This window comes from Staphylococcus microti, assembly GCF_000934465.1.
Classification (GTDB): domain Bacteria; phylum Bacillota; class Bacilli; order Staphylococcales; family Staphylococcaceae; genus Staphylococcus; species Staphylococcus microti.
Genome location: NZ_JXWY01000036.1, coordinates 12,169 through 27,021 on the forward strand (window position 1 = coordinate 12,169; position 14,853 = coordinate 27,021).

The 14,853-nt window shown below is 38.5% G+C and carries 13 protein-coding genes; all 13 read right to left on the reverse strand.

All coding sequences use genetic code 11. From position 1 onward, the window contains the following. Positions 1-31 precede the first annotated feature (31 nt). The 13 genes from TP70_RS06020 to TP70_RS06080 all read right to left on the reverse strand — a co-directional run bounded on the left by TP70_RS06020 (position 32) and on the right by TP70_RS06080 (position 14,853). A complete protein-coding gene (locus tag TP70_RS06020) occupies positions 32-1,939 on the reverse strand; it encodes an FtsX-like permease family protein (RefSeq protein ID WP_044360318.1) in 1,908 nt (635 codons plus the stop codon). Beyond that, positions 1,929-2,690, reverse strand: a complete 762-nt coding sequence (locus TP70_RS06025) for an ABC transporter ATP-binding protein (RefSeq protein WP_044360320.1) — start codon at positions 2,688-2,690, stop codon at positions 1,929-1,931. The genes TP70_RS06020 and TP70_RS06025 overlap by 11 nt, the downstream gene beginning before the upstream one ends. 105 nt (positions 2,691-2,795) lie before the next feature. Continuing rightward, a complete protein-coding gene (locus tag TP70_RS06030) occupies positions 2,796-3,818 on the reverse strand; it encodes a sensor histidine kinase (protein ID WP_044360321.1) in 1,023 nt (340 codons plus the stop codon). Next, entirely contained in the window at positions 3,805-4,485 is a 681-nt protein-coding gene (locus TP70_RS06035; RefSeq protein WP_044360323.1) for a response regulator transcription factor, read from the reverse strand. Before TP70_RS06035 ends, TP70_RS06030 begins: the two co-directional genes overlap by 14 nt. A gap of 143 nt (positions 4,486-4,628) precedes the next feature. Continuing rightward, entirely contained in the window at positions 4,629-5,654 is a 1,026-nt protein-coding gene (locus tag TP70_RS06040) for an alpha/beta hydrolase (protein WP_044360324.1), read from the reverse strand. Positions 5,655-5,704: 50 nt separating this feature from the next. Then, on the reverse strand, positions 5,705-6,772 hold the full coding sequence (locus tag TP70_RS06045; protein ID WP_044360325.1) for a YkvI family membrane protein: 1,068 nt from the start codon (positions 6,770-6,772) through the stop codon (positions 5,705-5,707). Between the two features lie 346 nt (positions 6,773-7,118). Beyond that, complete coding sequence (locus TP70_RS06050; protein WP_044360327.1) at positions 7,119-8,540, reverse strand: MDR family MFS transporter; 1,422 nt, start codon at positions 8,538-8,540, stop codon at positions 7,119-7,121. A 177-nt stretch (positions 8,541-8,717) separates the two neighbouring features. Further along, a complete protein-coding gene (locus TP70_RS06055) occupies positions 8,718-9,218 on the reverse strand; it encodes a hypothetical protein (protein WP_044360329.1) in 501 nt (166 codons plus the stop codon). Between the two features lie 109 nt (positions 9,219-9,327). Beyond that, positions 9,328-10,344, reverse strand: coding sequence for a FecCD family ABC transporter permease (locus TP70_RS06060; protein WP_044360331.1), 1,017 nt, complete (start codon positions 10,342-10,344; stop codon positions 9,328-9,330). Beyond that, entirely contained in the window at positions 10,341-11,342 is a 1,002-nt protein-coding gene (locus TP70_RS06065) for a FecCD family ABC transporter permease (RefSeq protein ID WP_044360333.1), read from the reverse strand. Before TP70_RS06065 ends, TP70_RS06060 begins: the two co-directional genes overlap by 4 nt. A gap of 23 nt (positions 11,343-11,365) precedes the next feature. Further along, positions 11,366-12,169, reverse strand: coding sequence for an ABC transporter ATP-binding protein (locus TP70_RS06070; RefSeq protein ID WP_044360334.1), 804 nt, complete (start codon positions 12,167-12,169; stop codon positions 11,366-11,368). A gap of 230 nt (positions 12,170-12,399) precedes the next feature. Continuing rightward, on the reverse strand, positions 12,400-13,233 hold the full coding sequence (locus tag TP70_RS06075; RefSeq protein WP_044360335.1) for a YitT family protein: 834 nt from the start codon (positions 13,231-13,233) through the stop codon (positions 12,400-12,402). A gap of 393 nt (positions 13,234-13,626) precedes the next feature. Beyond that, on the reverse strand, positions 13,627-14,853 hold the full coding sequence (locus TP70_RS06080; protein ID WP_044360336.1) for a NupC/NupG family nucleoside CNT transporter: 1,227 nt from the start codon (positions 14,851-14,853) through the stop codon (positions 13,627-13,629).

Consider the following 14,853-nt stretch of genomic DNA (forward strand, 5'->3'; position numbering starts at 1 on the left):
CAGGGTTTGTCCCAACCTCTACATCATTTCATTATATTGTAAACTTAATTGTTCTTTTCGTATGGATAAATGCGATGACCGCAAACACTGCGTAGATTAAAGAATAAATGCCCATCATAATAAATGCTGGTATTAAGTTCGGGCTATCCATTAACACATTAAACGCGCTTGCGGCAAAGTACGCATGACATAAACCAACGATGAGTGGTAATCCAAAGTTAAAGAGTGTTTTCAATGCAAGCCCTGATGTCATATCTTGGTGTGTATACCCAATCTTACGTAAAATTTCATAGTTACGCATTTCATCATCCGTCTCATCCATTTGCTTAATATAAATCACACAGCCCGCTGCTACAAGGAACGCAACACCTAAGAAACTACTTACAAATACAAACATCCCTGTAAATTGTAAACTTTCTTTTTCAATCACTGAACGTGATGATGGATTCGATTTATTAAACTGATGGTTCAATTGATCTACGACAGACTTATCTTTATCTTGCTTTAACTCATAGCCGATTTGTGTACCTTTTGGATGCTCTTTATTGTTCACATTCGCCGGCTCTAGTTGCTCAAATGTCTGCTCATCGACAACAGCAACAGGTGAACCAAATAAAAGATCGTTACCAATATAGTTTTGACTTGTCATCTTACCAACTTTTAAAGTCTTTTGATAATTGCCTTTACCTAAAACGACATCCATACCTTCTTCTACTTTAGCTGCCTTTTGCGTAATTGAAAACATGTTTACAAATTGTACTTCGCCTGGTGCTACGTGAATACCTTCCAACTCTGTGTCACGCATCAATGGCGTTTCGTCAAAGTACGAACCTAATGCACTTGTTTTTCCTTTAATTGGTACATTCATTAAATGTTGTGTGTACTTTTCAAACCCTATATTTTTTTGTTGCAACGCCACTTCAAACTTATCTGCTGATGCGACATCAAAATACGTGTACTCATAAGGTGATGATAAATTAACATTTTTTTGCACACTCGATTGTCCTAAAGCTGCAAAAGATAAAATCGTAATCGTAATTGCAGAAATAATTCCAATCAGCGTTAATGAAAAAGCGTTTTTCTTCATACGATGCATAATTGATGACGTGAAAACAACATCTGTTACCGTGACATTCCCTTTTTTACGTTTCTTCAATGTTTTAAAAATTAACGATACGGAACTTCTGAAGAAAAAGTACGCGCCTAATACAGTCAAAAATAAAATTGCGAGTGCTACAATAAAGGCTAGTCCGAACATGTACTCATTGGCAAACATAATTGTTGATAAATAATAACCTGTTCCAATCATCACGACACCAAGCATGCCAAAAATAACTTCACTCACTGTAATGCGTGGTACGGCTGTTTCTGTTTGTTGTGTATCTCCCATCAACTGTACGATAGAACGGCGTTTCACAAAGATTAAACTTTGGATCATGATTAAGAGCCATGCACATGCCACCAGTATCAGCGTCACGAGTACCGCTTCTGTTTGAATAGTCATTTTAATATTTATCGGCATATCTAGCACTTTTTTGACGATTAGTTGCAACAAGCGTGAACCGAAAATTCCTATGACAATTCCCATTAACGTAGTTGTAACGAAAATAGCAAGCTGTTCAAGCCCTAACATACGCATTAAATCTCTGCGTGAAAGTCCGACTAATTGAAATAACGCAAAGCTTTTTGCACGTTTTTTAATAAAAAGACGATTGGCATACATTAAGAAAAACAAGATAATGATAAATAAAAACTTTTCACCAATGCTCGCCGCTTTCGATAATAATACAGCATCCTCTGACGCCATCACTTCATCGGTATATTTTAATGTAACAAAGCTAAAATACATCGTAATACTAATAATTAGTGAAATCAGATATATCGCATAATGTTTCAAATTTTGTACTAAGTTTTTGATGATGATTTGATTAAAGCTCATATGTCACACCACCCAAAACGCTCTGATTATGGATAATTTCTTGATAAAAGTCCGCAGATGCTTTATCTCCTTGGAAAAGCTCCGTATGAATTTGTCCGTCTTTCAACATAATGACACGGTCTGAATAGCTCGCCGCAACTGGATCGTGTGTAACCATAACAATGGTTGTGCCCATGTCACGATTGATTTGTTCAAGGCGTGCTAACAAATCTTGCGCACTTTTTGAATCGAGCGCCCCAGTCGGCTCATCGGCAAAAATAATGGCTGGCTTTCCAATAAGCGCACGTGCTGCAGCCGTTCTTTGTTTTTGTCCACCTGATATTTCGTTCGGGTATTTATTACCAATATCTTGAATACCTAACGCAGTCGTCACTTCGTCATAGCGACGTTCTTTTTCTGCGCGATCCAATTTCATAATAGAAAGGGGTAACATAATATTTTCGCGTACTGTGAGTGTGTGCAGCACGTTATAATCTTGGAAAATAAAACCTACTTCTTGTTTACGGAAGTTTGATAATTGCTTGTTAGACATGCGTGTAATATCTTGACCGTTCACTTCTATCTGACCGTTTGTTACATAATCAATAGAGCTTAACACGTTTAACAATGTTGTTTTTCCTGAACCTGAAGGCCCCATAATCGACACAAAGCCACCACGCTTAACTTCAAAATTAATATCCTTCAACACTTCAAATGATTGCTGATGATTTCCATATACTTTCGTCACATGTTTGGCATTTAAGATAGACATGTTGTGCCACTTCCTTTTCTCTTTTGTTACATTTATCATACCTATTTTGTGCGTTTATTGCGTTTGAATCATATAACAAAACGCACCTCTCATGTGACAATATTGTCACTTCGACATGCGTTCTGTATATTGATTTTGTTTAGAAAAGTAAAGTGTCACTGTCGTCCCTTTTCCAACTTCTGACTGCACATCAATCGTAATGCCTAACGCTTCTTTCACACTATCGACTAAGTACAAGCCCATGCCTGAAGCATTAATTTCAGCGTTAGATGTCGTCCCAGTAAAACCGCGTGAAAAAATTCTCGGCAAGTCATGTGCAGGGATCCCACATCCCTCATCTTTTATCGCTAATGACACATGCGCCCCAGTCACTACACCCGTAATCACGACATCACCAGCATTTGAATATTTCACCGCATTAGAAATAATCTGACGCAGCACCATTTTAAGCCAACGCTTATCAGTATAAACTTCTATTTCACGTGCAACTTTTATATCAAAACCAATGCCTTTACGCATACTAATATGACGTGTTTCGCGCACTTCTTCAACTACCAATTGTCGCAGTGACGTCACTTCAAAAAACATATCATGCGCTTTATGATTGAGTCGTGACAAAAACAATTGCTGGTCTAACATATAAGCGATACGCGACCATTCATACATCAATTGTGCACGTCGACCAAAGTCACTTTCTTGTTCAATTAATAATTTCAACGCTGTGACAGGCGTTTTAATATCGTGTACAAACTCTGTTACCGACTGTTCGTTCATACTTAACCAGTGGCGTTGTTCTTCTAATATATGTTGTTGTGTCTTCAACTTATTTTCAAGATAATGAAGTATCAGCTTTTCAAACGGGCTTTCTGCATAGTCCCGATGTCGTATTTCACGAATTGTCGATCCTTTCGCTAACTTATCGTAAAACTTGATTTCTTTCATATACGTTAAAATTAAATAAAAGCTGGCAATAATCACTTGCAGTCCGACAGCAAACCACATACTATCGACAGCCATGCGATCATCTAAATAACCGACACCGATTAACACCACATCCAATAATACGAGCAACAATAGCCATGAACGTCGCTCTGCCACCCACATTGCCAACCATTTAAAGTGTTTCATGTGCCATATATCCCTTTCCTACTTTTGTTTCAATCGCTTGTTGCATATCAAACACACGTAATTTTTTGCGCAGACGATTAATATTAACCGTCAGCGTATTGTCACTTACGAACGCTTCATCATCCCATAAAGCTGTCATCAATTCATCACGCGTCACAATTTGATTCTTTTTCGCCAATAACACATCTAAAATGAGCATTTCAGTTTTGGATAATGTCACACATTCACCATTTCGTTCAATACAATCTTTCGTTAAATCGACAACACATTCTTGCCACATCAACGTTCGCTTCGCCTCTTGATTATATTGATACACACGTCGATAAATGGCTTGTAATTTTGCGACGAGCACGGGCATATGAAATGGTTTTTGCATGTAATCATCTGCCCCCAACTCCATACTCATCACTTGATCCATCGGGTTGTCACGTGATGACAAAAACACAATCGGTACATTGGACTGATTTCTAATTTGACGCGTCCAATAAAAACCGTCATATTTCGGCAATGTCACATCCATAATGACAATTTGAGGCGCCACTTCTATGTATGTCTGCAATATATGACTAAAGTCTGTTACTGCTATGACTTCAAAATCCCATTGTGCCAATGCTTCTGTAATTTGTTGACACAATGTTTGATCGTCTTCAACTAACAGTATTTTCATCAGAGCTCCTCCTTCAATACAGCTGTCCTATACATTTAATATAGCGTTTTTTATGTGAAAAGTCTTATAGAATCACACATATCACCAAAAACTCGCTTGTACAATACGTTTCGTATCACGACAAGCGAGTCACTCATAGCTATTTATTTTTGTTCGTAAGGATTCAAGTTAATTTCAGTATGCGGTATATCCTCTTGTTGCGTATTGCGTTGTGTTTGGTTTGTGTGACGGCTTAAAAAGTGCAAGATTTGTTTGATGTTTTCTTTAGATTCCGGCTTTTCTAAATGAAATTGATATTGATGTTTTAAATGATGTGTCCCATCATAAAAATGCGTATCAACAGGCACATCTTGTGCACGCAATGCTTTAACAAACGCATCATTTTGTGAAGTAAACGGATCAGCATCCCCAACCGATAAATACGTTGCCGGATAGTTTTCTGTCACTTGCTCAGCCGTTGACATTTCTGAGATTTTTTTGAATTGATGTTCCCAATCCTTCACACCTGTGTAACTTCTCATAAATAAATCAATTCGTGGAAACTCTGTCTCACGCACAGTTTGCATATCAAAAAAGCCACCTAAAAATATCGCCCCTTTAATTTGTGCAGGTGTGAATTGTTGTGGAAAGTCCATCTGTTGTCTTAGCTGTCCATTCGTTTGAATCGCTGCAAACTGACTGTTGATTTGTGCACCTGCAGAATCGCCACCAATAATGACTTGATTCAAATCAATAGGTAAATTGCGTTCATTCGATTTAATAAAATCAACGGCATGACGCATTTGAATGAGCGGCGTTGGATATTGATATTCAGGTGCTAACGCATAATTGACGTTCACGACAACGTACCCACGTTCTACGATATGTGACAATAACGCATTTTTATACTGCTTATCTCCCGCAATAAAGCCACCACCATGCGCCCAGAAAATAACGGGCAGCTTATCATCAGCATTGACATTATTTGGCATTAAAATATCTAGCTGACTGTTAGGCAAGCTTTCCATATATGTAATATCTTTATATACAGCGACATTTTTATTTTGGACAACGGCTTGATGCGTCTCTTGTTGCTTATGTTGTATAAAAAAATAGCCGGTAACGAGACCGACTATTACAAGCAAAACGATTGAAAGCATGATAAGCCATCTCTTTCTACGATATATCATAACGATCTCCCTTTCTGGGAAATTGTAACATATCTTAATCGTTAAGCAAATTACGCGATAAATTTCTTATCTTGTGATTTTCTATAAACGTATTTCACGATAACACCCGCAACGATAATTAAACCGATTGCCCCCATAATTGGGTATACGTATTCGATTAATACTTCGAATCCTGCAAAGCTTAATCCGTATGCTAGTGGTACGATGATAGAAATCATAATGTAATATTTTTTAGAGTAAGGTGTTGTAAAACGTGCAGCAAATGAATAAGACAATCCTAAAATGGTATTGTACATAACTGCAAGCATGACGATAGATAAAACGAATGTTAAAATTGGTGAAATGTTGTTCGCTAAAACAAGCGTTGGAATCGCTGAATCTTGAATGCTTGGATATTCTGATTGTAACGCGAAGTTAATCAAGCCTAATAGTACAAGATAAACGATACCACCCATTAAGCCACCCATACCTGAAACCATTCGTTTAGATGCGTCTCCACCGATAGCTACAAGTGTACTAAAACCTACTGCAAAAGCTAAACCACCGTAGTTGAAACCTTTCCAAATACCTACGAGTAAGCTTGGTTCTTCCACGACACCATTGATTTGTGTAAATGAAATTGAACCTTTAAATAAATATGTTGCAGCAATGATCACAACTAACACAATTAATACAGGTGTTACAAGACCAAGTGCGCCAACAATTTTGTTGAAGTCCATCAATAATGTGAGATACACAAGCGCACACATAATTAAAGCCCCAAGCCATACCGGTACACCGAAACTTTCTTCAAATGTAGAACCGGCACCTGCGATCATCGTAATCGTTACCGCAAAAAGTGATAAAATAAGTACGTAGTCAATAATTAAGCCGAATTTTTTTCCAAATAAATATTCGAGCGTTGTTTCATGGTTATCTGCGTCAAATGCTGTTCCGATCTTCGCAACTTGACGTCCGATGAATGTTAAAATAATACCTGATATAAGCACACCGATATAAGAATAGATACCGTGTTTACTGAAGAATTGTAGTACCTCTTGTCCTGTTGAGAAACCAGCACCAACTACAACTCCGACATAAGCGAAAGCAATTTTGATTGCTTCTCTATATTTTTGCATCTGTTTTGACCTCCTCGATTTGCAAAACACGTTAAACATTAAACCACAATATACGATTTATTTCAAATTTCTTCCCATACTCAAAAATCCCAAACCTCTTGATAATAAAGGGATTAACACCTTTTTAAATGAATTTTAAGCGCTGTATTCATACGTCAAAATGTATATCAATACATATAATCAATGTTAAATCGTATGAATATACATCAAAAACATAAAACCTTAGCATCTTTCGATAATTTCCTTCAAAAATTATTGATAAATATAACCTTTTATTCTCATTACATAAAAAAGTACGCCGACAAGCGATGGTCATGTCATTCTATTTGTCGAACGTACTTCGTCATTATGATTCAACTGTTTCTTTTGAAGCATTCGTTAAAGTCACTGCAATGGCAATTCCAATAACGATTAAAGCAATGGCAAATAAGTATGCCGCGTGCATGCCAGATGTCATCGCTTGATCCTGTACCGCTTGCGTCACTTGGGCATGCTGACTCATTTCCTTATTTTGAACACCTGTTAATATGCCTACGAATACGGAAATTCCTGCCGCGCCTGCAAGTGGTTGTAACACATTAAAAATCGCTGTACCGTGCGGATACTTATCTTTCGGTAATGCGTTCAATCCATTCGTACTTGCTGGCATCATAATCGCTGCAACAGCTACCATTAATAACATATAAGCAACGATGAAATGCCACACTGGTACACCCGGATGAATCGTCGTATAGAAGATCATCACGGCCAACAGTGTCACAAGCCCTGGCAAAATCATTTTACGTGGCCCTACACGGTCGAATAAACGCCCCATTACTGGAGAAAGCAAGCCATTCAATAACGCACCCGGCAATAAAACTAAACCTGCTAATTTGGCTGAAAAGCCCATAGGTCCTTGAAGATACATTGGCATTACAATTTCAGAAGCGAATAAACTCATCACTACAATAATAAAAATTAACATTCCGCGTCTATAGTTACGAATACTTAGTATACGGAAATCTAAAATAGGTGTTTCCAGTTTCAATTGACGTCGAATAAATGCAATGATACAAATTAAACCGACAATAAACGGCACGAATATTTGTGCAGACATCACGCCGCCTTCCACTGAACTTGCACTTGAAATGCTGTAAATGACACCTGTAATCCCTACTGTAGACAGTATCACTGACAGCACATCAATTTTCGGACGTGTCACTTCCCCTACATTTTGAAGGTAACGCATTGCGAAAACAAATGTGAATACCATAAACGGTACGACACTGAAAAAGAGCCAGCGCCATCCTAAATAGTCAACAATGACACCCGATAGCGTCGGTCCTATTGCCGGTGCGAACATAATAATTAAGCCGAAAAAGCCCATAACACGACCGCGGACAGAGACATCAAACATTAGTAGCATCGCATTCATAATGAGTGGAATCATCAATCCTGTTCCAATCGCTTGAATCATACGCCCTGCTAATAACATTGGGAAGTTGACTGCCATCCCAGATATGAGTGTGCCTAATGTAAAGACCGCAATAATTGCTAAAAATAAACGTCTTGTTGTAAACCATTGAATAATAAGTGCTGATAATGGCGACACGATAGCTGTTACCATCATAAAGCCACTTGCCATCCATTGTACGGTTGTTCGTGATATATTAAACTGCTCCATCAGCTCTTGTAATGCGATGTTGAGCAAAGTTTCATTCAAAATCATAAAGAAAGCACCAATCAAAAAGACCGTCATAATGATTTTCGTGTGTTGTTTATCTGCCATCTTATCAATCTCCTTAAAAATAAAGTAACTTTGCCATTATACACACCTGTCTAGACAAATGAAAGAGAAAAATCTTATGTGCAAAACAAAAAAACTAAGTAACACTCGTCCTCATATTTGTATGAGGAAGAACGCTACTTAGCGATTTCATTCATATAACGGTCTAACTTATTTTATTTATTTGGCATCTTTATATGCATTTAACTGATCAAAGTCAACGACAACTTGATCCATTCGCTTCGCTGTCTCTTTTAACACGTTACGTGCTACTTTGTTGTTTGGATCCAACTTCAATATTTGCTTCGCTGTATTGAAGGCTTGTTTGTCAGAAATGACCGGTTCAGGAATCGCATGTAACAACAACATCTGTAGTAAGCTTTTCACTTCTTGTCCTTCTGTCAATGTAATCGATGCTTCTGCATGATAATATGCCGCATCAAGTGCACCCGGTACATCGCTCAATGGATATACGAGCAGTAAGAAAGCCAAATCATGAATCTCAGATGTTTCATTTCCTTTGATCATGTCAAGAAGGCATGTATAGTACAACACACTTTCTTGTTCATGCGCGCTTGAAATAAACGCTTCTTCAAATTCAAGAAAATCTGTTGCAGCCATTAAATTTTTAACTGATTCAAATTCACCGTTAAGCACATGGTTTTTAATTAAATCCTTCATGGCTCTCCTCCCGAACAACTATCTAAATATAAGTATTACTAGTGTAACATAAAACGCAAATTATCGCTCGTACATCATGCGACAATTTGACATGATATTCGTTTACTAGCTAAAACGCACGTGTTCGATACATCAAATATAAGAAATACGGTGCTCCGATAATGGCAACAATCACACCTGCTGGCACGCCGGTCGGTTGTAAAACAATTTTCCCAATCGTATCTGAGATAACAAGAAGTAATGCGCCGACAATCAATGCAATCGGTAAAAAGAGTTGATGACGTGGTCCGACGATAGATTTGGCAATGTGTGGCCCCATCAGTCCGATAAACCCGATTGCACCGGCTACCGATACGGCGGCAGATGACAATAGGACGGCAATAAAAACGAGCACTAAACGCTCTCTATTTAATGCAACACCCAGACCAATCGCTGTATTTTCATTCGTATGTAGAATATTCAGCGTCTCTGCTTTATAGAATAGAAACGGAATCAGCACAACGAGCCAAGGTAAGAAGACCCAAACAAACGGCCAACTATCCCCCCATATATTTCCTGCTAGCCATGTCGCAATAAATTCCGACTGATCACGATCAAATGTCGACATAATCGTCAATGCCCCACCTGATAATGCTGTTGAAACGCCGACACCGACGAGAACCATACTTGCTGGCGACAATCCTTTCTCGCCACTATAACTAAATGTAAAAATAAACAGTGCTGTTAATAAGCCACCGACCATACTAATCAACGGTAATACGTAGACAAAATCATCTGCGTTAATTTGTCCAATGGCGATAAACAAAGCAATTGCAAAACCGCTTCCTGCATTAATACCTAAAATCCCCGGTTCTGCCAATGGATTTTTCGTCACACTTTGTAAAACCGCACCACTCATGCTTAATGCCATACCGGCAAGTAATGTAATCAATACGCGTGGCAAACGAAAATCAATTAAAATTAACTCATCTGCATATTCCCCATTACCGAGCAACGTTTGCATAATTTGTGTGAATGACATAGCATACTCACCTGTTGTCATACTCCACACAATCGCAGCAGCGAGTACAACAATTGCGCCTGTTAAAGCGATACGCTGTTTCAATTTATGCTTTGGATGGATCATATCGTACGTCCCCCTCTGCGAATAAGATATAAAAAGTACGGAACGCCGATAAACGAAATAATCGCACTCATAGGCGCTTCACCGAGCATGCGTGCTAATAAATCTGCTGATAAGACAAGAATACCACCTAACACAGCAGCCATCGGAAGAACTTTCACATAGTCTGTCCCGACTAGAAAACGTACAATGTGCGGCACGATTAAACCGACAAAGGCAATTTGCCCGACCATCGCTACCGAAATACCGGCAAGTAGCATCGTAAGCAGTAAACTCACGAAACGAATCATTTTAACATTTTGTCCGAGCCCAGAAGCGAGGGCATCTCCAAGACTCAATATTGTGAGTTGTCTGCTCATAAAAATAAGAAGTGTAATCGCCAAGAAAATAATAGGCGCACTAATCAATACTTGTTGCCAGTTCGTACCTGACACACCGCCTGCGCTCCAAAAATTAATTGATTGATTTAAACGGAAAATTAAAGCAATCCCTTGACTCAGCGCTGTTAGCAACGCACTGACAGCTGCACCTGCAAGGATAAGACGCATTGGATTGAAACCGTCACGTCGAGAAGAACCAATCATTAATACGACCATCCCACCAAATACAGCACCGATAAATCCTGCAAAAATCAATACTAAAAACGGGGCACCTGGATAAAATGCAAAAGTCGTCGCTAACGCAAACGCCGCACCAGAGTTTAAACCGATAAGACTTGGATCTGCGAGACCATTTTTTGTAACCCCTTGAATCACTGCACCTGCAGTTGCAAGTGATACACCGACTAATACCGCACCAATATTACGTGGTATCCGAATTTCTGAAATCACGTTGTGCGCTTGATTCGTCGGGTCATAATGGACAATCGCTTCAATAATCGTTGCAACATGAACACGTGCTTCGCCAAGTACGACAGATAACATAAATACCGCACATAAGACGATCAAGCCTAATAAAAACTGCAACGAAAAATTAAGGTTGCTAATTTGTTTTCTTTTCATTCATGACTTCCTCTATATTTCTTTTATAGTTTTTCATAGTGTTTACATAATAGATTGTATGTGACTAACATTGGCTTTCCTGTGCGTGGATCGGTACTTAATTCCGCATCGATATTGAAAACTTCTTCTAATATTTCATTGTTCAACACTTCATGTGTTTCCCCTTGCTTAATAATTTCACCTTTTTTCATCGCAATGAGGTGGTCTGAGAAACGAATCGCTTGGTTAATATCATGTAATACCATAATGATTGTTGTGCCGTGTTCCTCATTTAACTCTTGCACAAGTTCAAGTATCTCCAACTGATGTGAAATGTCTAAATAAGTCGTAGGTTCATCTAAAAAGATAATATCTGTTTTTTGTGCTAAAGCCATTGCAATCCATACACGTTGTCTTTGCCCACCACTTAAGTCATTGACCGCGCGATGTTTAAAGTCAAGTGTTCCTGTTACACGCATCGCCCAATCAATCTCTTTTTTATCTTGTTCACTTAATCTTCCGAACCCTTTTTGATGTGGAAAACGCCCATATGACACCAATTCTCCTGCTGTTAAACCGTCTGCAACATCTGGTGATTGCGGTAAAATAGCAATTTTTTTCGCGACTTCTTTCGTAGGTTGCGTTTGGATATTCTTGCCGTCCAAACAAATTTCGCCACTTTTTGTATTCAATAGACGTGACAATGCTTTTAGCAACGTTGACTTCCCACAGCCATTCGGTCCAATGATTGATGTGATTTGACCATCGGGTATTGTGACATCTAAGTTGTTAACAATCACGCGATCGCCGTATCCAATTGTTACCTCTTTCCCCGTTAATCTGCTCATTATGCTCCCTCTTTCTCTATTTAATACATCTCATATATGTAAATATTTTCAATCGTATTGAGAATGATTATCATACTTGCCGTATTATATCATTTTTTCTGTCGTATGACTAACTGTTTATACAGCCACGCATATTTCGTCACGTAATGCAACAAAAGTGGCATGCATGACAATCCACACATACCACTTTAATTTATTTATACGTTATTAATTTGTTATCATATGCAGTTTTAATCTTCTACCCAGAAACCATTCCCATAGACATCACGCACATCATGAACAACGACAAAGGCGTTCTCATCAATTTTACGAATCATGCGTTTTGTACGTGATAATTGCGTTTTACTAATAACCGCATATAACACATCTGTCTCTCTTTTTGAAAAATAACCTCGACCATTTAAAATTGTAATACCACGACCGATGTCTTCATCAATCATTTTAGCGATGCGATCGGGCGACTTAGAAATAATTGTCACAGCCTTTTTCGGATTTAAACCTTCAATAACGAAGTCCATTATTTTCGTACCGATATAAAGGCTAATAACCGTCACAAGCGCACGTTCTAACGGCATTACAGTGAGCGAGATAACAACGACAATCAAGTCGAAAAACAACAAGGCATAAGGCGTACTAACATCTAAATATTTATGCGCAATACGTGCCAAAATCGTTGTTCCGGCTGTTGTACCGCCTGCTAAAACAATCACGCCGATACCGAGACCCACAGCTGAGCCACCGAATACCGCATTAATCAAAATATTGTCGGTGTGCACTTGCCATGTTTCAGTTAAGCTCAAAAACAGTGAAATAAACACTGTCGCAACAATTGTTAAATACATGCTACGCTTGCTCAAAAACTTATAACCAATCACAATCAATACCGCATTCACGACTAAGTTTGTGACAGCCGGTGAGATATGGAAGGCATAGTAGAAGATAATCGCCAAACCTGTGACGCCACCTTCACCCAAGTCTCCAGCAATAATAAACGCATTGACGCCGACTGCAAATATAAACGCGCCGACGAGCACTAATGTTAAATCCCTAACCGTACGTTTCACCCAATCACACCTTTCATCTAAAATTCCCTTATCATAAGCCATACTATCACACAATTGTCACAAAACGAAACCGCGTTGTGTGACTTTTCAATAATTACTGAAATAAACAATAAATTTTCTGATTTTTTAGTTTACTTATTGTAGCACCTTCTGTATAATTAAAATTACCTTATTGGTTGTTTTATGCAACAAATAGGATATCTCCTTTGTGTTGTTTATAGTGAGAATAGTTTTGCTCATAGGTAGGTATTGGCTCGAGTACCTACCTTAAAGATTTATTTCCCGTAAAAGATGTACACGTAGCGATAACACTGCGTTTACGTCTTTTTCTTTGCATAAAAAAGCACGTCCGCCCCTTAAATGATGACGAACGTGTTATATCTCCTTAACTTTTTACCATGCAAATAAACCAACAAAGCCTGCTGTTAACAATGATACTAAAATCCCCGCAAGTAACATCATAGGCACATATTTAGATACAAAGTCAGATGTTTTTTCATTTACAATCCCTTTCAATGTACCAATAATCATACCAATTGTTGAGAAGTTTGCGAATGAGATTAAGAATGTTGAAATAACGGCACGACGATGTGGATCGTAGTTATTTACTTCACCAGCGATTTCACCCATAACAACAAATTCATTCGTTACAATTTTCTTCGCCATTTGTTGTGCTACTGGCCATGCCTCTTCAAATGGTAAACCGAGTAATAATGCAAATGGCCACATGAAGACACCTAAAATTTGGTTTAAGCCGAAACTACCTTTAAGGTGCATCACTGACGCTAAACCACCTGTAATCAGGTGAATTAAACGATCTGCTAACTCAGCCAATGCAACAAAACTAATTACAAAGGCGATAATAATCAGTACTAATTTCCCTGCATTAAGAACCGAGTCGCCTAGAAACGAGAAGAATGGTTGGCGCGTTTCATTTGAACGCAAATCATAAATGACATCTTCAGTCGCTTCTAACTTCACTGGGTTTAAAATAGACGCCACAATCATCGCATTGACGATATTCAACGGAATGGCTGTTAATACAAGTTCACCCGGAATCATTGTGACATATGCCCCAACAATTGCACCTGATACTGAACTCATTGACATCATCGCAATCGTTAATACGCGTGCTTCATTCATGCGTTTTAACTGTTCGCTTGAAACGGCTAATGCCTCTGTATTCCCTAAAAACATCATTTCAATACCGAAGAAAGATTCAAACTTTGGTTGACGTGTGACTTTCGCAAGCACCCAACCGATCGCACGAATAATCCATGGTAAAACGCCTAAATACATTAAAATATCAAAAAGTGGTACAACTAACAGAATTGGCATTAATGCAGCAACTGCCATATCCATTTCTTTCGTTGCTGTAAAACTACGAAATGCAAAGCCAATCCCTGAGAACGCTGCGTCAATTACCCAAGAAATACCTGCTGCAGCTTTTTCAACGACAAATGTACCTGCTGGGAAATACACAAAAAAACAAGCCAAGATTAAGTTAAGTACAACTAAAACACCAACAGACCCCCACTGAATGTTTTTACGGTCACGTGAGAAAATAACGGCAACACCTAAAAACACGAGCAAACCTATGATATTGATTAATAAGAACAT

What these genes read in the sequence shown, in the direction of transcription:
- TP70_RS06020 (WP_044360318.1), bottom strand. Translation starts at nt 1,939, where the DNA reads ATGAGCTTTAATCAAATCATCATCAAAAACTTAGTACAAAATTTGAAA.
- TP70_RS06025 (WP_044360320.1), bottom strand. Translation starts at nt 2,690, where the DNA reads ATGTCTATCTTAAATGCCAAACATGTGACGAAAGTATATGGAAATCAT.
- TP70_RS06030 (WP_044360321.1), bottom strand. Translation starts at nt 3,818, where the DNA reads ATGAAACACTTTAAATGGTTGGCAATGTGGGTGGCAGAGCGACGTTCA.
- TP70_RS06035 (WP_044360323.1), bottom strand. Translation starts at nt 4,485, where the DNA reads ATGAAAATACTGTTAGTTGAAGACGATCAAACATTGTGTCAACAAATT.
- TP70_RS06040 (WP_044360324.1), bottom strand. Translation starts at nt 5,654, where the DNA reads ATGATATATCGTAGAAAGAGATGGCTTATCATGCTTTCAATCGTTTTG.
- TP70_RS06045 (WP_044360325.1), bottom strand. Translation starts at nt 6,772, where the DNA reads ATGCAAAAATATAGAGAAGCAATCAAAATTGCTTTCGCTTATGTCGGA.
- TP70_RS06050 (WP_044360327.1), bottom strand. Translation starts at nt 8,540, where the DNA reads ATGGCAGATAAACAACACACGAAAATCATTATGACGGTCTTTTTGATT.
- TP70_RS06055 (WP_044360329.1), bottom strand. Translation starts at nt 9,218, where the DNA reads ATGAAGGATTTAATTAAAAACCATGTGCTTAACGGTGAATTTGAATCA.
- TP70_RS06060 (WP_044360331.1), bottom strand. Translation starts at nt 10,344, where the DNA reads ATGATCCATCCAAAGCATAAATTGAAACAGCGTATCGCTTTAACAGGC.
- TP70_RS06065 (WP_044360333.1), bottom strand. Translation starts at nt 11,342, where the DNA reads ATGAAAAGAAAACAAATTAGCAACCTTAATTTTTCGTTGCAGTTTTTA.
- TP70_RS06070 (WP_044360334.1), bottom strand. Translation starts at nt 12,169, where the DNA reads ATGAGCAGATTAACGGGGAAAGAGGTAACAATTGGATACGGCGATCGC.
- TP70_RS06080 (WP_044360336.1), bottom strand. Translation starts at nt 14,853, where the DNA reads ATGTTCTTATTAATCAATATCATAGGTTTGCTCGTGTTTTTAGGTGTT.